Raw genomic sequence first — 21,778 nt, forward strand, 5'->3', positions numbered from 1 at the left:
ACATGTCATTGAAAATATTCGTGAAGTCCAAAGTTTGGTCTTTCATTTTGAAGAGGAATTCAAAAATAACTTATTTTCACAAATTATTTTTGAACGTCCACTCATTACTTTTTGTTATTCCACTTGGAATAGCTTACAACATTTTTTGTTGTATCGTCATCATTATCTAAGTGAAGAACAATTGCAACTTTTACCAAGAATAAAAAAAATTTTTATTCAATGGAAAGAAGAGGTATGGCCAGAACCGCCTTTTATTTTTAGTGATGTAGCAATTGAGTGGTTCACTGCACAAGTGTCTTCGAGTCTTATTTTTAGAGAGAAACAAAAGAGAGTGTACTTTGTTGTGGCAGAAAGTGAAGAGGCACATATCATTTATCGGGAATTACTTATTCACTGGCTTAATCTGGATTACAATATGATCGATTCGTATCTATATTATTCTGTGGATCAATTACCAGAATATATAAAAAGAAATCCTCATATAATTATCTGTGATCGCTCGGTATTGGCCGAAACTGAATTAGATCTTCCCAATCTTTTTCCTATCTCCCGTTATTCCGTTGGAGAGGATTTAAAAGTAATATTGACAGAAAGTTTAAATCTAATCCGTTAAATTAATTTATGATTTCCCCACCATTGGTTTATAGAAACTGAGTACTAAGAAATCACACGGTCTTATATACTGCGAGTTGCTTCTACTTTTTAAATCTAATAATAGTAGCATTTATTTTATTCACAGGTATAATTGTACCGTTTACATTGGGGAATCTAATCATGGATTTATGGTATCTAGTCATAGGAGTTATGATATTTCCAACATTTTCTTTACTTGTTCGAATAGTAAGGGTCGTATGAATTTATTAAGAAAAGGTTGATGGATTTTATAAACAAAATGGTGTACGCAACAATGTCAAGGGTCAAAAACTTTTAAGTTTTTGACCCTTCTTATTTATATTACAGCCACATCACTTTAGTTTATATAAAGCAACATAGTTGCTGTTAACAAAAGAGTGAATAGAAGCAGTATAGGATTGATCGTCTGTTCAAAACTCCTGTTCAACTAATCGTGAGTATTGTCTATCTCAAAACGAATATAACTTGTACAGTAGCAACTTAAGTACCTACTAGAATATCAGTGATTTTCATTCTAATGAGCGGCTGTTTTTTCTGCATGTTCGACTTATTTATCGGTTTTTCTATACCTAACACCCTTTTTTATGCTCATTTCATCCGTGTTTATTTAGAAATTACTGCCATTAGCCAACGATTTTTTGAAAAAATTGATCGCTAAAATTGAACCTCTGCCTAATTTTGTTATCTATATTTTGTATCATTTTATCTATAATTTGTTTATTTATTCCTTTTGTTGTAAGCGCTATAATTGGCTTGTGAATGACACGAAAGGAGTTTTACGATGAAAAAAAGAAAGGGGTTAAATCATTTTTTTGCTAATCTATGGCGCTACAAAGCTTTAGTACTAATGGCTGTGCCGGGGATGCTATGGATGATTTTTTTCTTTTATATCCCAGTATTAGCAAACGTAGTAGCATTTAAAAACTTCCATATTTCTGCTGACGGGTTTTTAGCTAGTTTAAGAGAAAGCCCTTGGGTTGGTTGGGAAAATTTCCGCTTCTTATTTACTTCTGATCAAGCTTTCTTGATCACTAAAAACACCATTTTATATAATGTTACTTTTATTCTTTTGAATTTATTGATTTCCGTTGTTTTTGCCATCATTATGAGTGAATTACGGAATAAACGACTGGTAAAAGTTTACCAAACAATGTCGTTACTTCCTTACTTTCTATCATGGGTCATCATTGGGTATTTTGTTTATGCCTTCTTGAGTCCTGACAAAGGAATCTTTAATCAGTGGATCACTGGGCATGGTGGAGAAGCGATCAACTGGTATAACGAACCGAAGTATTGGCCGTTTATTCTTGTCTTTATCGGTACGTGGAAAGGGATTGGCTATAACAGTATCATTTATTTTGCTTCTGTTATGGGGATCGATCCTACTTATTATGAAGCAGCGATGGTGGATGGTGCCAGCAAATGGCAACAAATCAAACATGTGACGATTCCACAATTGATTCCGTTGATGACGATCTTAACGATTCTAGCTGTCGGGAATATTTTCCGAGCAGACTTTGGTTTATTCTACAATATCCCGAGAAATTCCGGGGCACTTTATGATGTCACACAAGTATTGGATACTTACATTTATAATGGCTTGACCTCTACTGGTGACTTTGGAATGACAGCTGCAGCGGGATTGTATCAATCCGTTGTCGGGTTTGTTCTATTGATGATCACAAATACGATTGCTCGTCGTTTCGACAGCGAATCAGCATTGTTCTAGGGAGGAGAAAGAAATGAAAAAAAGAAAGTCGAACGAGTACAAATTCGTTCATTTAACAAAACAACCAATTTTTTCTCTAACTTGTTGATCGCATTGTTTGCTCTTTCTTGCATCTTACCGTTTCTATTCGTGATTGCGATTTCTTTTACGAAAGAATCCGCTTTGACACAATATGGCTACAGTTTTTGGCCAAAAGAATTTAGTACATTTGGGTATACTTACTTATTCGGTCAAATGCAAGACAAGATTTTCCAAGCTTTATTTGTGACGATCCTTGTCACTGTTCTAGGGACTTTGATCAATAGTACAGCGACTTCTTTATACGCTTATGCGATTTCACGATCAAACTTCCCATTTCGGCGCTTCTTTACCGTATTTTGTTTGATCACGATGTTGTTCTCACCAGGGATGGTTGCGAACTATTTAGTAATGACGAATCTCTTGCAGTTAAAAGATACGATCTGGGCATTGATTTTGCCAATGGCGGTCAGCCCGTTCAATATCATCGTGATGCGAACGTTCTTCAAACGCTCGGTTTCAGATTCGATCATTGAATCTGCAAGAATTGATGGGGCTAGTGAGCTGCGAATCTTTGTGCAAATCGTTTTACCGCTGGCAATTCCAGGGATTGCAACGATCAGTTTGTTTGCTGCCTTAGGGTATTGGAATGATTGGTTTAATGCGTTGCTTTACATTCAAGATGATAAACTGGTTCCTTTGCAATATTTATTGATGAAGATCCAAAGCAATATTCAATATTTGACACAAAATTCAGGAGCGGGCAGTCAATTGACAGGCGGACTTGCTTCTGTTCCGGGAGAATCAGCTCGAATGGCGATCGTCGTGATTTCTACTTTACCGATTGCGATCAGCTATCCATTCTTCCAGAAACATTTTGTTAAAGGATTAACGATTGGTGGAGTAAAAGAGTAATGCAATAAAAATATAAAACAATTTAGGAGGAAGAAAAATGAAGTTATGGAAGAAATTAGCCTTTACTGGCGTTTCTGCAATGATGGTTGGAACATTGGCAGCCTGCGGATCGGGGACAAAAGAAAAAGCTGAAGCAAGTGATTCAACAACCCTTCAAATGTATCAAATCGGTGATAAACCAGAGAATTTCGATCAGTTAATGGACATTGCAAATAAACGGATCGAAGATAAAATCGGAGTCAAAGTCAATATCAACTACATCGGTTGGGGCGATTACGAGAAGAAAATGAATGTCATTATCTCTTCTGGTGAAAACTACGATATTGCCTTTGCCAACAACTATGTATCAAATGCGCAAAAGGGTGCATTTACTGATTTGACAGAATTAGCACCAAAATATGCGAAAGAAGCGTATGATTCTTTAGATGAAGCGTATATCAAAGGAAATTTAGTTAACGGAAAATTGTATGCCTTTCCAGTAAATGGCAATGTGTTTGCCCAACAAGTGTTGACTTTCAACAAGCCGTTATTAGATAAATACAATTTATCGATTGATGGGATCGAATCTTATCAGGATGCGGAAAAAGTGTTACAAGAATTCCATAAAAAAGACCCAAATACAGCTGCTTTTGCGATTGGACAAGGATTTAAGGTCCAAGGAGATTTCGATTATCCATTAGGGAATACATTACCATTTGCGGTTGATTTGAACGGCGATGACACTAAGATCATCAATCAATACGACAACAAAACGTTTATCGAATTATTACGTACGATGCACAGCTGGTATAAACAAGGATTGATTCCTAGCGATGCTGCTACTAGTAATAAAGATTACCCACTTGAAGGGAATACTTGGTTAATGCGTGGCGAAACGCAAGGACCATACGATTATGGCGATACGATCTTGACTAATGCAGCGAAACAAGAATTGGTTTCAAAAGCAATCACTGTTCCATTGAAGTCAACTGGACAAGCACAAATGGCCAACTTTGTCGTATCAAATACCTCTAAAAACAAAGAAAAATCAGTTGAATTTTTAGGTTTATTAAATAGCGATCCAGAATTATTGAATGGTTTAGTTTGGGGTATCGAAGGCGAAGCATGGAAAAAAGATGGCGATGACAAGATCAAATTATTAGATGGGTACCAACCAAACATGCACATGTCTGCTTGGAATACCGGTAACAATGAAATCTTATACACACAAGATACGATCACAGATGAAATGATCGCTGAAAGAGATAAATCAATTGAAGAAGCAAAAACTTCTCCAATCTTAGGCTTTAGTTTCAATACAGATAGCGTAAAAACAGAACTAAGTAATATCTCAAATGTCATGAATCAATACCTAGATGGATTAAATACTGGGACAGTTGATCCTGATGAAACATTACCAAAACTAAAAGATGCTTTGAACAGAGCAGGTTATGACAAAGTATTAACAGAAATGCAAAAACAATATGATGCATTTCGTAAGGAAAGTAAATAATTCAAGAAACTGAATCAGTTTCTAGAAAGAAGCAGAACTTTTTCCGAAATTTGCATGTCGAATTTTTGGAGAGTTCTGCTTTTTGATTAGTGTCCGAAGAAATGAAAGATAAGCAACCAAGTAGCTAAAAGTTCATTAGGATTTTTATCAAACTGGTTCTTTTACTTTTTTACTACTCTTGTATAATGAAAGGGAATACAATATTTTTTATGGAGGGAATCGCATGTTAGGTAAAGCACTAGAAACATTATTTATCAGAGTGTGGGTGGTCATGAAATTAACTTTTTATTTTTGGATCTATACACTGATGGGAGCCATCGTATTAGGGATTGGACCTGCTTATAAAACAGTCAACGAATTGTTTTATCTTTATGGTTTTGAATATAAAGAGATTACGTTTAAGCGAGGGTGGGAAACATTTAAACAAACATTTGTCCGTGGGAATGTGTTGTTTGGTTTATTTTTAGCGGGGACATTTTTGCTTGGCTATAATTTATACTTATCTGTTCAAATTCAAGGAATCCTTTTTTTGATTACTGATTTTATCCTGATTTTTAGTTTACTTTATATTTACTCCACTTATCAGTATAGCTTGATTTTAGATAGTGAATACGAAATTTCGATTCCTAACCTACTTAAGTTAAGTTTTGTTTCAGGCTTTTCCAGTTTTTCGACCTTTTTGAAATTGTTGATTGGCGGAGGCATTATTTTTTGGCTAACTTGGAATTATAAAGGACTGATTCTCTTTGGTGTGATTGGCTTATTGACTGTTTGGAATGGGCTGGTAACCAAACAATGGCGGGAAAAACTGGATATGCAGTTAGAAAGCTATGAATAAATGGCGTATTTTATTTTCACAAGGAACACTTCTGAATCGTCTTTTCCGAAAATATGCGCTCGTCCTGATTTTATTAACAACGGTGGCGACTGCTATCATCAGTGTTCATACGTGGGTACAAACGCAAGAGCAAGCCAAGCGAACGACAAGTGAGGCGTTACAAAGTACCAGTCGTACACTGAACGATAAAACGACACTAAGTAAAATCATTAAAGACCAATTGTTGGGGAACTCTGATAAAATCGAGAATGCGACTACTTATCTGACAAAACCGATCAATGAATATTTGATGTACGCTTATGATCAACAACAAAAAACGACCGATTTTGTCTCTTTTCCTTATCTAATGAGAGATATTTATGTCAGCTATGAGGAAGTCAGCTCCGTCTATGTTGTTTTCAGTCAATTGCCTGAGTATCTGGAATCTTCTAGAGCAAATAAAGGAGGGGTGATTAAAAGTGGTACGCCTAAATTGACAGATGCTTTTTATATCAAAATGTCGATCACGCAAGGTGGAAGCGAAGTCGGGAGCATGTTTGTCGGTTTTGAAAAAGCGGAATTGGATGCGGCATTAAAGAGTTTGAATACCTTTAGCGGCTTATCATTGTATATGATCTCTGGTACCACCAACCGTTTATACACATTCCATGATCAAGGAATGACAAAGGATAAACTAGCAACCCAAGAACAATTGATTACAACCAGCCTTCAAGAAAATTCCACTTTGCCACTGATAAACCTTGAAAAAAATAATTTCATCCAGTACCAACAATTACCCGATGATTACCGGATATTGGCTACTTTAGATCGTTCGATGGTTAGACGAGCGGTTATCCAAGATTTAACACCATTGATTTTCGGTGTATTTCTATTAGATGTCAGTCTGCTATTCTTTTTATACCAAACCTTCAAGCGCTATTCGCAACAAGTAGATCTCGTGATGGATGCAATGAATGAAACGGCCAAAGGTAATTTGGAGACGCGGATCGATACCACCCAAACGGAATATGAATTAAAAGACCTTTCTATAGGGATCAATGAGATGTTGGATAGCATCAACCAATATGTTGAAGATATCTATAAATTGGAAATCAAACAGCAAGATGCCCACATGCGTGCATTACAAGCACAAATCAATCCTCATTTTCTCTATAACACGTTAGAGTATATTCGGATGTATGCGTTAAGTGAAGGCAGCGAAGAATTGGCAGATGTGGTGTATGCTTTTTCGGCCTTGTTGCGAAACAATACTAATCAAGAAAAGACGATCAGTTTAAAGGAAGAACTGGACTTTTGCGAAAAATATGTCTATTTATATCAGATGCGTTACCCCAACCGGATCGCCTATCATTTTTCCATTGATCCATCATTAGCAAGTATCGAAGTACCGAAGTTTGTGATTCAACCATTGATCGAAAATTATTTTAAACATGGGGTCGATTTTACACGTTTTGATAATGCCTTAAGCGTGAAAGTGTTTCGTGAAGGGCAACGAGTCCAGATTATTGTGAAGGATAACGGCAAAGGGATCACACCGGAACGCTTGGCAGAGATCGAATCAAGATTGGCGCATCCTAAAGTCGAATTGTACCAATCGATTGGATTGCAAAATGTGAATGAACGTTTGCGTGCTAGTTTTGGACATAGTTATCAGATGAAGCTAAGTACCAATCAAGAAGGAGGATTGTCTGTCACTATTACATTTAAAGAAAAGGGGTAGGAACATGTACCGAGTGTTATTAGTCGACGATGAATATATGATCTTGGCAGGGTTGCAAAAAATTGTTGATTGGGCAAGTTTGGGATTTCAGGTAGTCGCAACGGCAGAAAACGCGATGCAAGGATTGTCTGTTTTAGAAAATCAATCCATTGATTTAGTTATAACAGATGTCACGATGCCCGAAATGAATGGTTTAGAATTTATCGAGGCGGCTCAAAAGGAACATCATGCGTTTGAATTTATGATTCTTTCTGGTTATCAGGAATTTGATTATTTAAAAAGTGGGATGCAATTAGGGGCCATCAATTACTTGATGAAGCCAGTTAATAAAACCGAACTGATTGCTAGTTTAACCAAAGTGAAGCAGCAATTAGATCATCAAATTGAACAGAAAAACCAGCAAGAAATCTATCAAGAAGTCCTTTTTAGTCAGTGGCTCAATGAAGAATTAGATAAAGTGAGTGAAGAAGAGATTTTAGACAAAATCGGAGGGAAACAACGAAGAGTTTTACTCGCTCAAGTGTCTAGATCCGTCGGGAAATCAGTGAATCAGTGGCTGAAAAACCACCAAGAACTTTTTTATTATCAACGAAACTTTGGAGACATGGAACGCTTTACTTTGTTGCTGGAAGAAGCGTCAGTTTCTGCATTTTGCCGCTTCATTCAAGAGAAGAGTATGGAAGAAAACTGGTTGATCAGTATTGGAGATGAAACAGCAGATCCCGATAAGATCCCTGAGAGTTATCAATATGCCAAAGATAATTTACAACTGCATCAATTTTACGGTGAAAAAGATCAACATATCTTTTTTGCCGAACAAGAAGCAGCGAAAGAACAGGCAATTGATTTTTCTTCGTTTAATCGTGTGTTAAAAAGCGGGCAATTGGCTAGTGCCCAACAAATGATCACTCAATTTTTTGACCAATTCCAAACTGCTGTGATGACACCGGATGATATCCGTCATTTTAGTTTTTTGTTGTTTATGGATATCCACCGGGAATTGATTCGGCTAGAAGACGATGAATATTTAAAAGGGATTCAACAGATCAATCAAGCAAAAACAGTCCAAGAACTGCATCAACTCTTACTATCTTTGATCAAGGAACAGCAAAAACAAGTCCGATATAGCGAGAATGTCGAACGAGTGATGACGATCTTACACGAACACTACCGAGAACCTTTAACCTTGAAAGAAGTTTCAGAAAGCCTGCATTTGAATGTGATGTATTTGGGGCAATTATTCAAAAAAGAAACGAAAAAAAGTTTTTCAACTTATTTAAATCATCTCAGAATGGAACAAGCGAAATGGTTGCTGCTGCATAGCAATCAAAATATCAATGAAATTTCTAGTGAGATCGGCTACAACAAAACAACCTATTTTTCAAAGTTGTTCAAAAAAATCGTCGGCAAGTCACCAAAAGAATATCGTGAAAAGAATGGAATGATCGTATAAAATCAGCTACTGTGGTTCAGAGGAAAGTGCTCATTACCCTCATCAAGTAAATCCAAGGTGCTGCATGTCTTGAAGCTTGTTTAAATTAGTATAATTCGGTACAATTTTTCTAGATGATGTCTAGAATTTTGAAAGAAAGCGAGCATGAAACTTTCTTTTTTCTGGTTGGTGAAAAGAGGATGCAGGATGGATTTTTTACGTAAATATGGATTTTATTTTTTATTGTCAGGAGTAGTAAGTGATTTTCTGACGCCGTATGTTTTAGGGATTTTTTATCCCAAACTTAATCAAATGACTGCTGTGATCAGTCTTTTTGGGGATGTTGGTAGTCCCGTACGAAAAGCATTTTTGATTTGGTCGGTCATATCTGGCTGCTTGTATGTTTTGGCAATGCCAGCGTTATATCAAGCTTTTGTTACTACTTCAAAACCACTTGCTTTATTAGTGACAGCTGCCATCGGTCTATATGGTGTTACAGATTGTATTTTTACCGGGTTATTTAGTGTGGACACGAACGAAACTTCTTGGAATTTTTCGACTTGGATCCACAATCTTGGTTCAGGGATTGGGTATGGTGGATTTATTTTGTTCCCTTTATTTGTTTTCTTATTGTATCGCAAAATGGGCGATGCACAATTAACTCAATCGTTTTTTATTTTACTAGTTGCCAGCTTGGTTTTTGCAGGAATTTATGGCGCAGCACGTATTCCCGGATTAAATCAATTGCCGGTTTTGAATCAGTTAGGTTTTTGTCAACGGATCAGTTTCTTCTTTAATTATTTACCAATTGTGTGGTTAAGTATCTTACACATTAGGGCATAGCGGACTGTAGCCCTAACTAAATGCTGGAAATTCGTAAAACTGATTGAAACCACAGGACAAATGTGTCAGACTAAACCTTGACCGCACATCGTGATGTGCAAATGTATATCGTAGGGGAGTCTAATGAAAGACATGAGAAATATCAAATTAACGATCGAATATGATGGGAAACGTTACTCAGGCTGGCAACGTCTGGGAGATGACGATAAAACGATCCAAGGTAAAATCGAAGCAATCATCTCACAGATGACTGGAGAAAAAATTGAGATCATTGGATCGGGGCGCACGGATTCTGGGACACATGCCAGAGGACAAGTGGCAAACTTTAAAACGACTTCTCAAATGAGTCGTAATGAAATGCTAACTTTTCTCAACCGCTATTTACCAAGAGATATCGTGATCAAAAAAGTGGAAGAAATGCCTGAACGCTTTCATGCTCGATACAATGCGACAGGGAAAAAATATAGCTATTATGTGTGGAATAATCCCATTCCAACTGTTTTTGAACGAAATCATAGTTTCTATTTTCCGCAAGAACTAGACCTGGAAAAAATGAATGAAGCTTGTCAAAAACTAATGGGAAGTCATGATTTTATCGGGTTTTCTGCCTTGAAAAAATCAAAAAAATCAACAGTTCGTACAATTCATGAACTCTCAATCGAACAAGAAGGCGGCATGTTGCACTTTACCTTTGTGGGCAATGGCTTTTTGTATAAGATGGTTCGGATCTTGATGGGTACACTCTTGGAAATCGGTACAGGAAAGTTACCTGTTTCGGCGATTGATGATATTTTTGAGAATAAAGTAAGACAACAGGCAGGAGAAACCGTGCCGGCACATGGTTTATTTTTAGACGAAGTGTATTACCAATAAACATTCATATCAAATAGAACAAACTGAGAGAGTCGTTTGATTGCCTGTAGTAGGCAAAAGAATGGCTGTTTCAGTTTTTTTGAGTAGCCTACGCTCGCCCATGACTCCTCTAAGCGGTCTATTCGCAATTTCGCTAGTTTCGTGATACATTCAGGACGAATTTACATATTTGACCAAGAAGTGAGGGGAAAAGTGGTGGAGCAAGAGCTAGCAGAATTATACAATCTCATTTTAAACCCTAATACCCGTGAATGGGAACGGACATTGTTGATCCAAGCGAAAAACCAAGTAGGGGAAAGAAAACAAAGAAAAGAAATCCTTGAAATGATTGAAGTCTCTTTACGACCACTAGCACTTCGGGGGAATTTGACGCCTGACGTCATGGACTTTTATTTGAAGATCACCCATGATCCGATGGGACAAGTGTCTTACGACTTTGCGAAACACCAGATCATCGATGAAAGCTATCAAGAAAAAGCCGTCTTTGCCGGGGGCTGTTTCTGGTGCTTAGTCGAACCGTTTGAAACACGGCAAGGGATTATTTCCGTGTTGTCCGGATATACTGGCGGGGAGGTCGAACATCCTAACTATGACCAAGTTAGCAGTGGCACGACTGGGCATGTGGAAGCAGTGGAGATTATTTTTGATCGGCGAATGATAAACTATGAAGAACTATTAGCGATTTTTTGGCAAGTCACCGATCCAACAGATGCCTTTGGACAGTTTCAGGATCGTGGGAATCAATACCGCTCCATCATTTTTGTAGAAAATGAAGAACAAAAAATACTAGCAGAAAAATCCAAGCAACAAGTGATCGCTTCGCATCAGTTTGCGGAACCAATCGTCACACAGATCAAGCCAGCAACAACTTTTTGGCCTGCTGAAAATTATCATCAACAATTTTACAAAAAACAACAAAAACGTTATAAGAAGATCAAGAAGTCTCATCAACAATTTTTATTTTTTAAGCGGGCAAAGAAAAAATGGTCTGGAGGAGACGAATAAGTACACTTATTCATTAGCAGTCACCTGATTCCATTACTTTCTTAGGGACATTTTCCCAATGAGCCGACGATTTTTCTTGTGGCAAAAAAAGATTCCTGTTAGCAATTCACCATTGATAAGCGTATAATTCACATAGAACAATAGTTATCAACAACGAAATATCACATACGCAGATTAGGAAAAAGAAGTGGTAAACCATATTTTTTTGAAAGCGTATACTTTTTTAGGAGGAGAAGAATATATGTATGTAGCAAATCAGCAGCGATACGAAAAAATGACGTATCGAAAAACTGGAAAATCTGGGTTGAGATTGCCTTTGCTGTCTTTAGGATTATGGCAAAACTTTGGTGATTATGATCCTATAAGTAATCAACGGGAAATTTTACGTGGTGCCTTTGATATGGGGATCACACATTTTGATTTAGCCAATAACTATGGTGGTCCAGCAGGAGCAGCAGAGAAAAACTTTGGTCGGATCTTTAAAGAAGACTTTCAAACGTATCGTGATGAAATGATCATTTCAACCAAAGCAGGTTATTACATGTGGGAAGGACCTTATGGGGAATGGGGTTCCCGTAAATCGATCATTGCTAGTTGTGATCAAAGCCTCAAACGGATGGGGTTAGATTACGTAGATATCTTTTATCATCATCGTTCTGATCCAGATACACCTTTGGAAGAAACGGCAGAAGCGCTTATGCAATTAGTTCGTCAAGGGAAAACACTGTATATTGGGATCTCCAACTACAACGGGGAAGACACGAAGAAAATGTCTGCTATCTTACGTGAAATGAACGCTCCATTTATTATCCACCAAATGCGTTACAATATGTTTTCAAGAGAGTTATTAGAAGAAGATTTAGCACCTGTTTTAGAAGAGACAGGTCTGGGAGCTATTACTTTTAGTCCTTTAGCGCAAGGGTTATTAACTAAACGCTATTTACATGGGATTCCAGAAGATTCTCGAGCCCATCGTAAAGAAATTCCTTTTCTATCAGAAGATCAAGTGGCACCTACATTGGGTAAGATCAAGCAATTACAGGATTTAGCTGATTTGCGTGGACAGACATTAGCACAAATGGCTTTAGCATGGAATCTACGACAAGAGTCAGTGACCAGTGTGCTTGTAGGCGCTAGTCGACTTAGTCAATTAGAAGAAAGTGTTCGGATGATGGATAATCTTTCCTTCTCACCTGAAGAAGAACAGAAAATTGAACAAATCTTAGGACACTAATGAAAGCTGTTTTTTCCTTTTTCTCAGAAAAATAACGTAAAGGAGGAGTGGCCATGGCTCATCAAGATTACGTTCATCTGAAAACAATTGATACAGATATTCGTTCATTTATTTTACAAAAAATAAGAAACTGACCATAGAGTCCCAAATCCCTTTTATTACCTTTATGAATTATCATTTTGAGTATATAAAAGAAAAAATCATTCAAGACCAGAATGAAACAAAAAAAATTAATCAAGAAATGCTAGAGCAGTTGAAAAATAAGCAAATAATTAGTCAAAATTTAAATACAACGATCAATCAAAAAGCGACTTTTGGTCAAAAATCAGCAGATGCAATTGCCAAGTTTGGTGGTAGTTGGCCGTTTATATTTCTCTTTGTAGTGATTTTAGGTAGTTGGATCTTGTTGAATACGTTACATTTTTTGGGGCTATCATTTGATCGATATCCGTTCATTCTTTTGAACTTAGTGCTTTCTTGTTTAGCTGCTATCCAAGCACCGATCATTATGATGAGTCAAAACAGACAAGCAACTAGAGATCGGATAGCAGCCGACCATGATTATCAAACAAACCTAAAAGCTGAGTTAGAAATTAGTTTGTTGCATGAAAAAATCGATTATTTGATGTCACAGCAATGGCAACAAATGCTAGAATTACAACAATTACAAATTGAGTTATTAACCCAATTAAACAAAAAATTTCAAGAAACGACCAAAAGTGAATAGTAGGACAAGCAGATGAAAAATAAGCTGGAATTCGCTCAAAGGAGTCATTTTTGCGAAACTACGGCTTATTTTTTTGATACCATGAATTAGTTACACAAATTTATCAGAGAAATGATCAACGTTTGCACACTAATTTTAGTGTGCAAAGAAAAAAGAAGTGTGCATCTATACAGTGTCCTCTTGAAAGCGTTAGCACGACAAGGGATTAAAGCGCTTTAAAAGTTGGCACGGTAATTGCTTTATATAAAAGTGTAAGATACAAGAAAGGGAAGTGTAGAAAATGGAAAAGAAAACAATCATGCTTGTATGCTCAGCTGGAATGAGTACTAGTTTATTAGTAACAAAAATGCAAAAAGCGGCAGAAGAAAAAGGAATCGAGGCTGATATCTTTGCAGTATCTGCTTCAGATGCAGACAATCAATTAGAATCAAAAAATGTAGACGTTTTACTTTTAGGTCCACAAGTACGTTTTATGCAAAATCAATTTGCTGAAAAATTAGCACCAAAAGGAATTCCTCTAGATGTAATCAATATGCAAGATTACGGTATGATGAACGGTGCCAAAGTATTAGAACAAGCAGAATCATTAATCAATAAATAATGGAGGAAACCAACAATGCAAGAGCAAAAAAATCTTGAAGCAATCATGGGTTTGATCATGTTTGGCGGAAATGCAAAAAGCGATGCAATGGAAGCGATTGCTGCAGCGAAAAAAGGAGATTTTGAGTTAGCTGATGCAAAAATCAAAGATGCAGAAGAATCTTTAGTGCAAGCTCATCACTCTCAAACAGAAATGTTAACACAAGAAGCACAAGGTAATCATATGGAAGTGACTTTATTGACGGTTCACAGCCAAGATCATCTGATGACTTCGATTGCATTTACAGATTTAGCAAAAGAAATCATTGATTTATATCGACGTTTAGATGCTTAAAGTAAACTGGTGAAATAGAAAAGAGGAAAGAAACATGGATAAATTTGTTGCATTTATGGAGAAACATTTTATACCTGTGGCATCAAAAATTGGTGCTCAACGTCATTTAGTAGCGATTCGTGATTCATTTATGGTCAGTATGCCTTTGATGATTTTAGGTGCGTTAGCAGTAATGATCAATAACTTGCCTATTCCTGGTTTCCAAGAATTAATGAATAAAATTTTTGGTGGCGAAGCTTGGAAAGGATTTGGCGCAGCTGCTTGGAATGGTACATTTGCGATTCTTTCAGTTTTGATCGCCTTTCTACTTGCTTATCATTTGGCAAATGGTTATCGTAAAGACGGCGTTTCTGCTGGAGTAATTTCTTTAGGTTCATTCTTCGCATTAGGCGGAGCGTTGGGCATGAGCTCAAACGGTTTATTTATTGCAATTATTGTTGGGATTATTTCAACAGAAATCTTTGTTCGTTTAAGTGGAAATGAAAAATTAATCATCAAAATGCCTGATGGCGTGCCACCAGCTGTAGCTAAAGCCTTTGCTTCATTATTACCTGCAATGATCACGATCTCATTCTTTGCTTTGATTGCTGCGATCTTTGCTGCATTTGGTGTAGATGATATCGTAGGCGCGTTTTATACAATTGTCCAAGAACCATTCATGGGACTAGCCAATTCTTATCCTTCAGCTTTGTTGTTAGCATTCATTACACCATTCTTATGGTTCTTTGGATTACACGGAGCAAACATGGTAGACCCTTTGATGCAAACAATCAATGCACCAGCAATCGAAGCGAATGTTAATGCGATTGCTGCTGGTCATAGCGCACCATACATTGTAAACAAACCTTTCTTTGATAGCTTTGTCAACTTAGGTGGTACAGGGGCAACATTAGGTCTGTTGCTAGCAATTTATTTAGTGGGACGTAGAAATAAACCTTATATGGTTGTTACGAACTTGTCGATCGCACCAGGTGTTTTCAATATCAATGAACCAACAATGTTTGGTTTACCAATCGTATTGAACCCAATTATGTTTATTCCGTTTATTTTAACCCCAATGGTTTTAGTATCTGTTGCTTATTTTGCTACTGCTACCGGACTAGTTCCAGCTGCAACGGTGATGCCACCATGGGTAACACCACCAGTAATCGGTGGGGTATTAGCAACAAAAAGTATCGCTGGCGGTGTCTTAGCTGCTATCAACTTAATCTTATCTGTCTTGATTTACCTACCATTTGTGAAAGTAGCGACAGTTCAAGAAAAAAGAAAAGAAGCATTAAACGGCTAAAAGCACATAAAAGAAAGAAACAGCACATACAATCAAAAGTAGCTATTCTTTAGTGAAAAGATCTTGTTTCGTTTAATGAGCGATCAAAAAAAACAGTTGTCTGACAGAGGTCATGATAACTGTTTTTTTTGGATAAATGGCTCAAGGATAGCTTTCTTTTTTCTTAGTGAAAAAGAAGGATAAAAGGAGTTTTTTTTGGAGTTTAAAAAAAACCATTTCGATAACAAGCGTGCTATAATAGTGCAAATGTATAGGGGAGTGAAAGGACGAAATGAAAGGTTATGAGTTGGTTAAGATCAGAGAAAGACCTGAATGGTTGGAACAGGCAGCGCAATGGTTTACGTCAAAATGGCATCTTCCGCTTTCCTTTTACCAAGAGAGCATGGAAGATTCTCTTCAATCATCTAACGCTGTTCCTCAATGGTATATAGTCGTGACGTCAGAACAAAAAATTATCGCTGGAGCAGGGGTCATCGCGAATGATTTTCATGATCGTCCAGATTTGACTCCGAATGTTTGTGCGTTGTTTGTTGAAAAAGAATATCGTAATCAAGGAATTGCCAAAGAGATTTTATCATTTATTCGAAAGGATATGGGGGCGCTTGGGATTTCGCAGCTCTATGTAGCGACTGACCATACAGGTTTTTATGAAAGATATGAGTGGGAATATCTGACGACAGTGCAAGATAATGAAGGGATCCCGGTTTATTTATATCAACTAGCGATTTTTACAACGTGATCGGAGTTGATTACTCAAAAGGGTTCTTTGTCTGATCAGTAATCTTTTGTTTCTGGTGAGCAATGCCAAGAAAAATCGGAAATTGTTTTTTGATGCTATTTTTGTTGGTATATTGGTTATTCGAGTATTATTTAGTGGACGGTACTATTTTTTAGCTTCAAAAAAATTCCAGGAGCAATAGAAAGTTCTATCAGTCCTGGAATTTAGAATGGTTGATTTGTTGGAAAAGCATGAATGAGCTCGCTATCCTAAATAGGCGTTCCGTCTTTTTACCGAAAAATTAGGAAGCTTTCTTATTCATTCTTTTTTTCGCTCTTTTTTGTTTTTTTTCTCGTCATAGATGAAGACATTACGTACTATTTTCAAAATAGGTCGTGCAGTCAAAAAGATCGCTCCTACTAGATAACAATAGGTACTATAACGGTCTGGAATATCTGTTAACAACGCTACGCTTCCAAAAATATAAAAAATCCCTGTCAATAAATCAACTGCAAGAGACAATAATGTATAGCGGTTCTGGAAATAAAGACGAAAACGTTGTCCAGCAATTTCGATATCTTCTTCTTTCCCAATATCTATTTCATGGCTTTTTCGTTTTATTTCTGGCATCTCTCACTCACCTATCTGTGAACAAAGCTAAGGTTTCAAAACAACTTTGATATTTTTATCTTCTTTTTTGTCAAAAATCTCGTATGCTCGGGCAGCATCAGCTAAAGGCATCGCATGTGTGATGATTTGGGTTGGATCGAACAGACCCGCAGCAATCATCTCGTAAATTTTAGGCATCAAATGAACGATCGGTGCCTGACCATGCTTCACTGTGATATCTCTCATGAAAAATTCTTGTAGTGGGTACGAAGAAGCCGGGGTCATATAAACACCAGTGATTTGTACGGTTCCAAATTTTTTGACAGCTTGCGCAGCCATTTGGATCGGTGAAATCGTCCCGCTTTGCAAACTAACGAGATTCTTAGCTTTTTCTTTCACTGGTTCCAAGCCATCCATCCCTACACAATCAATGATGACATCAGCGCCACCTTTTGCTAATTCGTAAAGTTCTTTCCCAGCAGACTGAGTATCTTCTAACAAATAAGTTTCTACATGATTGTAACGAGCGGCTTTATCAATACGATGTTGGACCGGATCGACAGCAATCACGCGCTCTGCTCCTGCCATAGCGGCAAATTTTTGTGCAAACAATCCAACTGGTCCTGAACCTAAGACCACTACAGTGTCGCCTTTTTTTACGTTGGCATTTTGAACGCTCCAATAAGCAGTTGGAAGGATATCCGATAAGAAAAGGACTTTTTCGTCTGCAAGATCATTGTCAGGTACGATAAACGAAGTGCTATCAGCAAATGGTACCCGAAGATACTCAGCTTGACCACCCCAATGGTTCCCGTTTAAACGGCCAAAGCCAAATAAACCACCATAAAGTTGATCTGGATTTGAGCGATCACATTGACTTTCCATCTCATGGGTACAGAAATGACAATGCCCACAACTAATATTAAAAGGAATAACGACCCGCTGACCCTTTTTTAGTTTTTTTACTGCAGGACCTACTTCTTCAACAATCCCCATTGGTTCATGACCAACGACATATCCTTTTTCTAAGACAGCCTCCCCATGATGATAGAGGTGAAGATCCGAGCCGCAAATCGCAGTAGCGGTAATTCGAATAATAGCATCTGTCGGTTCCACGATTTTTGGATCATCTACGTTTCTGATTTCCATTTTTTGGTTTCCTTGCCAGGTAACAGCTTTCATGAAATAAAACTCCTTTCTTCAAACCCTATAACATGTCATTTTTTGAACGAACAGCTAATTTCATTCTAAAGGAGGAGCTGGCTTTTGAGTAGTGAAACGCTTTTAGTAAAGGGAAAATCGTTTTAAAATAACTTGTGTATTATTTGGTTTACATTGAGAAGCTTTATAGTTAGAAGTATAATTAAATTATGTTGATTTCTTAGGTTAAGTAAATAACAGATTAAAAAATAGATCAAAAGGGAGGTTATTTGTGATAAAAGAAAAAAGGGAGAACAAATCAGAAAACTGATGGTCACATTTGCTTGTTCAGTGACTTTGTTTGTGATTATTTCCGTAGGAATCATTCAAGTGACGTTTTTTGATCAGGCGTATTTACTCGGTCAAATCGAAAAAACAAAGTATAGCGAATTGGTCCTCGCAGAAGCTGCTCAGAATTTTCGGAAAGAAAACACAGAAGAAAGTGAATTTTCAGAGGTCGTTGCAACGGCACTTTCACCACGTTTTGTCGAAGAAGCCCTTCGACCATTTATCCAACATACATATGAAGAAACAAATTATGAGCTAAGAGACAGCAATGAGGTGAGTGAGATAATTGCTCAAGCGGTGGCTACAGTTGCAACAAAAAAACAACTGACTATCGATAAAGAGGAGAAAAATAAAATCGAGACAATGATCTTTATTTACATGTATCACTTCCAAAGTGCATTAGGTGATCGATACTTGACTATTTTTATCGAAAACATCGTGTCTGCTCGAAAAATAGTGGTACCTCTTTTTTACATCTGTCTGGGTCTATTGGCGTTTTGGCTAGTCTATTTATATCGGTTAATTAACAAAACACCCTTTTCTTTCCTACGTTATGGTATGTTTATTTTGGGAACAACTGGAAGTATGTTTTGCGTTTTAGCAGGATTGCTTTATATACAAGACGTTTTACATAATATAGCTTTTCATTCACAAGCGACTTTACAATTAATGACACATTACGTGCAAGATCTACTGCTGTATCCAGCGATTATTGGGGGCATTCTTTTGTTTTGTGCTGTATTATTCGGTGGGGGAAGTAAGCTTCTGCAGAAACGGCAAAATAAAAAGTGGCTGAAAACTGGAAGTAGTACCTTAAAAAAAGCCTGAGATAATAGCTAAATAAAAATCATTCGTTGAATGATGAAATACTAAAAAACGACTGTCACTCCCGTTACTAGGAAGTGACAGTCATTTTTTGTTGCGGTTGTTCCTTGTTGCTACCTTATTGCATCGATCATTCAAACATTTTCTTAGCAGCACGCATCAATGTAGGAATATCTTTGTCATATCTTGGAGTTTTAACAAGACGTGACATTGGAATACCAGCAAAATGGAAAGCAGCGATCTCGCCAGAGCGTACGGCACTTTGTTCCGTAAAGATCATTTGATAAGGTTGTTCGACAAATTCTCCAGTAAATGCCAAGTTCGTTGAGTGTTGAGGAATCACTTTTGGTCGGTCGCTTTTTGCTCGATTATTAAATAATGCAGAAGCATAAGGCATATACACAGGAATATTATTCACAACGCTATCAAAAATCTCGGTTTCCTTCGTTCGAATATTTTCAGGACCAGGATCGACTTTCGAAAGTTGTCCGATCAATTCTTCTAACATTTCTTTCCCAGTCATCTTGATATATTGCTTATCCACAAATTCTCCACGACGTCGAGGGTATAAGAAATATCCCCAAATGACGGTTTCGTTTGGTTTTTGTGAAGTAAAATGTGGTTGGTGATGAACGACGATCGACATATTGACATCTTTTTGTCCGAGTGGTGTGATTGGTGTAGTGGAGATAAATGAATTCAATGCATTACCAGGGACTTGTGTCGTGATCCGAGTAATTTCATTTAAAAGCAAATGGTCCTTAGTTGTTAAAGTGAAACTGACCCATTCGCTGGCATCACGATCGGCAAAAAATTTGTCAGGGTTACCTAAATTATAGAAACGTTCACTGGCTTTCTTCCACAAGCTAGAAGCAGCACCATAATCCATATTTTCAACAGCTGGTGTATCGTAGTCACCTAGTGTAGCCGAATCAGTAATTGATCCGTTAGTGAAAAGCACACCCGTATCACCATCAACCACGACGTGTTCTTCCTCATTGGTTAACGTGTTGATCATTTTTAAGCCAGTCACTGTAATTTCATCTTGCATCGGAGTTTCTTTGAATTCCCAATCGACTACGCGGCGGTTCAAAATGATTTGACATCCTTGGTCTTTTAAATAATTGATCAATGGCAACATGATACTTTCATACTGATTGTAGCGAGTTCGGTTTACTCCTACCAAATGTTCGATTTGTGTAAATTCATAAATCATTTGATGCATATAGCGACGAAGTTCTTGGGCAGAACTACGAGTACGAAAAGCAAAAGTTGTTTCCCACATAAACCAAAAGTTTGTCTCAAAGAAGTGAGGATCATCTTTGAAGTATTCTTCAATTGTGACATTATCTAATTTTTCTTCTTCTGAATCAGGCATGGCGATCAGCTTAGTCAATAACAAACGATCTTTATTGTTAAATCCTAGTTTGCCACCGTCAATAATCCCTTTTCCGCCTTCCATCAAACGTGCTTTATCAAATGTTCGGTGTTTTGCATCAAAATCTCTAGTATCTTCAGCCGCAGTCATTCCTGGTTCGGTGACAGAGGGGATTCGGCTTAAGAGATCCATCAAATCCACGTATGTTCGATAATTGAGCATACGTCCACCACGGGCGATATAGCCCTTTTTGTTTTCTAAGGGATGATTTTTATTCCAATATTCATCGACAACGGTATCCGTTGGGGCACCATCATTGGAGCCATGGTCATCTAAAGAATAAAACGTAATCTGATCACCACGCCAGTTTCCTTCTTGAATCAAATAAACAGCAGCTGCCATATTGGCGATTCCAGCGCCAATCATTATTGCTTTACTTTTTCTCATTGTGATTCCTCCAGTATTTTACAAGTGAACAGTCTGACGATTCGTTTCTTTGACTAGATCGATTCAAATTCATCATACAAATGACGATCATCTTCTAACAAGCCTGTCTTTTTACCAAGATAAACAGCACCCAATGTTAATATGCCTAGTCCAATACCTAGTTTGATCCATTTTTTACTCATAAGATGTTCCTCCTTTGTTTTTTCTCTCGTCCTTCTATGTAAAAGGATAGAACCTTTCATTCTAATTGCCAAATGATAGGGTAATCAAATATCCAAACTTTGGACAGATTGAACAGAGTGTCTAATTTTGAGCAAAAGTAAGTCAATGGAATCGAAAAGTTGGTCAGCTGAAAAAATGGAAAGCTTGGGAAGAAAATAAAGATTGGCAGAAAATCTGGAAAGAATGGTTTGCCAGATAGCAATGAAAGGATATGTAAGAGGTTTGTGTTATTTTATATCTGATGAATCATTAGGTAATTAGAATTATTTTTTAAAAAAAGTTTCATTAGATTTGATTTTAAAATCAAAATTCTAAATAAAATGCTTTCAAAAATAAAAATCGCATAAAAATTTTGTGTTATAGTAAAACTGTTAAAAATTCTATATATAACAAAAAAGGCAAAATAAAAA

General features: G+C 37.1%; 21 protein-coding genes. 17 read left to right on the forward strand and 4 right to left on the reverse strand.

The window, feature by feature from the left end; genetic code table 11:
- Positions 1 to 34 precede the first annotated feature (34 nt).
- The 16 genes from EHR_RS05705 to EHR_RS05780 all read left to right on the forward strand — a co-directional run bounded on the left by EHR_RS05705 (position 35) and on the right by EHR_RS05780 (position 16,420).
- Entirely contained in the window at positions 35 to 613 is a 579-nt protein-coding gene (locus EHR_RS05705) for a hypothetical protein (RefSeq protein WP_010736993.1), read from the forward strand.
- Between the two features lie 801 nt (positions 614 to 1,414).
- A complete protein-coding gene (locus EHR_RS05710; protein WP_010721015.1) occupies positions 1,415 to 2,362 on the forward strand; it encodes an ABC transporter permease in 948 nt (315 codons plus the stop codon).
- A gap of 42 nt (positions 2,363 to 2,404) precedes the next feature.
- On the forward strand, positions 2,405 to 3,295 hold the full coding sequence (locus tag EHR_RS05715; RefSeq protein WP_042969881.1) for a carbohydrate ABC transporter permease: 891 nt from the start codon (positions 2,405 to 2,407) through the stop codon (positions 3,293 to 3,295).
- Between the two features lie 37 nt (positions 3,296 to 3,332).
- Positions 3,333 to 4,787 (forward strand): ABC transporter substrate-binding protein, encoded by a 1,455-nt coding sequence (locus tag EHR_RS05720; protein ID WP_010721013.1) that lies wholly within the window; start codon positions 3,333 to 3,335, stop codon positions 4,785 to 4,787.
- 223 nt (positions 4,788 to 5,010) lie between these two features.
- Positions 5,011 to 5,625 carry a YesL family protein gene (locus EHR_RS05725; protein WP_010721012.1) on the forward strand — a complete coding sequence of 205 codons (615 nt, stop codon included), beginning with the start codon at positions 5,011 to 5,013 and terminating at the stop codon, positions 5,623 to 5,625.
- Positions 5,618 to 7,345, forward strand: a complete 1,728-nt coding sequence (locus EHR_RS05730; RefSeq protein WP_010736994.1) for a sensor histidine kinase — start codon at positions 5,618 to 5,620, stop codon at positions 7,343 to 7,345. The genes EHR_RS05725 and EHR_RS05730 overlap by 8 nt, the downstream gene beginning before the upstream one ends.
- Before the next feature lie 4 nt (positions 7,346 to 7,349).
- Positions 7,350 to 8,798, forward strand: a complete 1,449-nt coding sequence (locus tag EHR_RS05735) for a response regulator transcription factor (protein ID WP_014834426.1) — start codon at positions 7,350 to 7,352, stop codon at positions 8,796 to 8,798.
- A 186-nt stretch (positions 8,799 to 8,984) separates the two neighbouring features.
- The gene (locus EHR_RS05740; protein WP_010721009.1) at positions 8,985 to 9,620 is read left to right on the forward strand and encodes a DUF998 domain-containing protein; all 636 of its coding nucleotides are present in this window, start codon (positions 8,985 to 8,987) and stop codon (positions 9,618 to 9,620) included.
- 132 nt (positions 9,621 to 9,752) lie between these two features.
- The gene (gene truA, locus EHR_RS05745) at positions 9,753 to 10,493 is read left to right on the forward strand and encodes a tRNA pseudouridine(38-40) synthase TruA (RefSeq protein WP_025480461.1); all 741 of its coding nucleotides are present in this window, start codon (positions 9,753 to 9,755) and stop codon (positions 10,491 to 10,493) included.
- Positions 10,494 to 10,685: 192 nt separating this feature from the next.
- A complete protein-coding gene (gene msrA, locus EHR_RS05750; RefSeq protein WP_010736998.1) occupies positions 10,686 to 11,498 on the forward strand; it encodes a peptide-methionine (S)-S-oxide reductase MsrA in 813 nt (270 codons plus the stop codon).
- Between the two features lie 241 nt (positions 11,499 to 11,739).
- A complete protein-coding gene (locus tag EHR_RS05755) occupies positions 11,740 to 12,732 on the forward strand; it encodes an aldo/keto reductase (RefSeq protein ID WP_014834427.1) in 993 nt (330 codons plus the stop codon).
- Positions 12,733 to 12,898: 166 nt separating this feature from the next.
- On the forward strand, positions 12,899 to 13,459 hold the full coding sequence (locus EHR_RS05760; RefSeq protein ID WP_014834428.1) for a DUF1003 domain-containing protein: 561 nt from the start codon (positions 12,899 to 12,901) through the stop codon (positions 13,457 to 13,459).
- Positions 13,460 to 13,739: 280 nt separating this feature from the next.
- Complete coding sequence (locus tag EHR_RS05765; RefSeq protein WP_010721003.1) at positions 13,740 to 14,060, forward strand: PTS sugar transporter subunit IIB; 321 nt, start codon at positions 13,740 to 13,742, stop codon at positions 14,058 to 14,060.
- A gap of 15 nt (positions 14,061 to 14,075) precedes the next feature.
- Positions 14,076 to 14,393: a PTS lactose/cellobiose transporter subunit IIA gene (locus tag EHR_RS05770; RefSeq protein ID WP_010721002.1), complete on the forward strand. Its 318-nt coding sequence runs from the start codon at positions 14,076 to 14,078 to the stop codon at positions 14,391 to 14,393.
- A 34-nt stretch (positions 14,394 to 14,427) separates the two neighbouring features.
- Entirely contained in the window at positions 14,428 to 15,681 is a 1,254-nt protein-coding gene (locus EHR_RS05775; RefSeq protein ID WP_010721001.1) for a PTS sugar transporter subunit IIC, read from the forward strand.
- A gap of 271 nt (positions 15,682 to 15,952) precedes the next feature.
- Complete coding sequence (locus EHR_RS05780) at positions 15,953 to 16,420, forward strand: GNAT family N-acetyltransferase (RefSeq protein ID WP_010737001.1); 468 nt, start codon at positions 15,953 to 15,955, stop codon at positions 16,418 to 16,420.
- 297 nt (positions 16,421 to 16,717) lie between these two features.
- Here the strand turns inward: EHR_RS05780 and EHR_RS05785 are convergent, their stop codons facing one another.
- Entirely contained in the window at positions 16,718 to 17,029 is a 312-nt protein-coding gene (locus EHR_RS05785; protein ID WP_014834429.1) for a YrhK family protein, read from the reverse strand.
- 27 nt (positions 17,030 to 17,056) lie between these two features.
- On the reverse strand, positions 17,057 to 18,190 hold the full coding sequence (locus tag EHR_RS05790; RefSeq protein WP_010737002.1) for an alcohol dehydrogenase catalytic domain-containing protein: 1,134 nt from the start codon (positions 18,188 to 18,190) through the stop codon (positions 17,057 to 17,059).
- Between the two features lie 288 nt (positions 18,191 to 18,478).
- On the opposite strand from EHR_RS05790, the gene EHR_RS05795 reads away from it, so the two are divergent.
- Positions 18,479 to 19,324, forward strand: coding sequence for a hypothetical protein (locus EHR_RS05795; RefSeq protein ID WP_014834430.1), 846 nt, complete (start codon positions 18,479 to 18,481; stop codon positions 19,322 to 19,324).
- Between the two features lie 127 nt (positions 19,325 to 19,451).
- On the opposite strand, the gene EHR_RS05800 is transcribed toward EHR_RS05795, so the two are convergent.
- Both EHR_RS05800 and EHR_RS05805 read right to left on the reverse strand, forming a co-directional pair.
- On the reverse strand, positions 19,452 to 21,146 hold the full coding sequence (locus EHR_RS05800) for an oleate hydratase (protein WP_010720996.1): 1,695 nt from the start codon (positions 21,144 to 21,146) through the stop codon (positions 19,452 to 19,454).
- Between the two features lie 53 nt (positions 21,147 to 21,199).
- Complete coding sequence (locus EHR_RS05805; protein ID WP_010720995.1) at positions 21,200 to 21,328, reverse strand: hypothetical protein; 129 nt, start codon at positions 21,326 to 21,328, stop codon at positions 21,200 to 21,202.
- Positions 21,329 to 21,778 lie beyond the last annotated feature (450 nt).

It is taken from the genome of Enterococcus hirae ATCC 9790 (assembly GCF_000271405.2).
Classification (GTDB): Bacteria; Bacillota; Bacilli; order Lactobacillales; family Enterococcaceae; genus Enterococcus_B; species Enterococcus_B hirae.

Excerpts from the sequence above, each read along its gene's own strand:
- EHR_RS05710 (WP_010721015.1), top strand. The coding sequence starts at position 1,415 with ATGAAAAAAAGAAAGGGGTTAAATCATTTTTTTGCTAATCTATGGCGC.
- EHR_RS05720 (WP_010721013.1), top strand. The coding sequence starts at position 3,333 with ATGAAGTTATGGAAGAAATTAGCCTTTACTGGCGTTTCTGCAATGATG.
- EHR_RS05725 (WP_010721012.1), top strand. The coding sequence starts at position 5,011 with ATGTTAGGTAAAGCACTAGAAACATTATTTATCAGAGTGTGGGTGGTC.
- EHR_RS05730 (WP_010736994.1), top strand. The coding sequence starts at position 5,618 with ATGAATAAATGGCGTATTTTATTTTCACAAGGAACACTTCTGAATCGT.
- EHR_RS05735 (WP_014834426.1), top strand. The coding sequence starts at position 7,350 with ATGTACCGAGTGTTATTAGTCGACGATGAATATATGATCTTGGCAGGG.
- EHR_RS05740 (WP_010721009.1), top strand. The coding sequence starts at position 8,985 with ATGGATTTTTTACGTAAATATGGATTTTATTTTTTATTGTCAGGAGTA.
- truA (WP_025480461.1), top strand. The coding sequence starts at position 9,753 with ATGAGAAATATCAAATTAACGATCGAATATGATGGGAAACGTTACTCA.
- EHR_RS05755 (WP_014834427.1), top strand. The coding sequence starts at position 11,740 with ATGTATGTAGCAAATCAGCAGCGATACGAAAAAATGACGTATCGAAAA.
- EHR_RS05760 (WP_014834428.1), top strand. The coding sequence starts at position 12,899 with ATGAATTATCATTTTGAGTATATAAAAGAAAAAATCATTCAAGACCAG.
- EHR_RS05765 (WP_010721003.1), top strand. The coding sequence starts at position 13,740 with ATGGAAAAGAAAACAATCATGCTTGTATGCTCAGCTGGAATGAGTACT.
- EHR_RS05770 (WP_010721002.1), top strand. The coding sequence starts at position 14,076 with ATGCAAGAGCAAAAAAATCTTGAAGCAATCATGGGTTTGATCATGTTT.
- EHR_RS05775 (WP_010721001.1), top strand. The coding sequence starts at position 14,428 with ATGGATAAATTTGTTGCATTTATGGAGAAACATTTTATACCTGTGGCA.
- EHR_RS05780 (WP_010737001.1), top strand. The coding sequence starts at position 15,953 with ATGAAAGGTTATGAGTTGGTTAAGATCAGAGAAAGACCTGAATGGTTG.
- EHR_RS05785 (WP_014834429.1), bottom strand. The coding sequence starts at position 17,029 with ATGCCAGAAATAAAACGAAAAAGCCATGAAATAGATATTGGGAAAGAA.
- EHR_RS05790 (WP_010737002.1), bottom strand. The coding sequence starts at position 18,190 with ATGAAAGCTGTTACCTGGCAAGGAAACCAAAAAATGGAAATCAGAAAC.
- EHR_RS05795 (WP_014834430.1), top strand. The coding sequence starts at position 18,479 with ATGGTCACATTTGCTTGTTCAGTGACTTTGTTTGTGATTATTTCCGTA.
- EHR_RS05800 (WP_010720996.1), bottom strand. The coding sequence starts at position 21,146 with ATGAGAAAAAGTAAAGCAATAATGATTGGCGCTGGAATCGCCAATATG.
- EHR_RS05805 (WP_010720995.1), bottom strand. The coding sequence starts at position 21,328 with ATGAGTAAAAAATGGATCAAACTAGGTATTGGACTAGGCATATTAACA.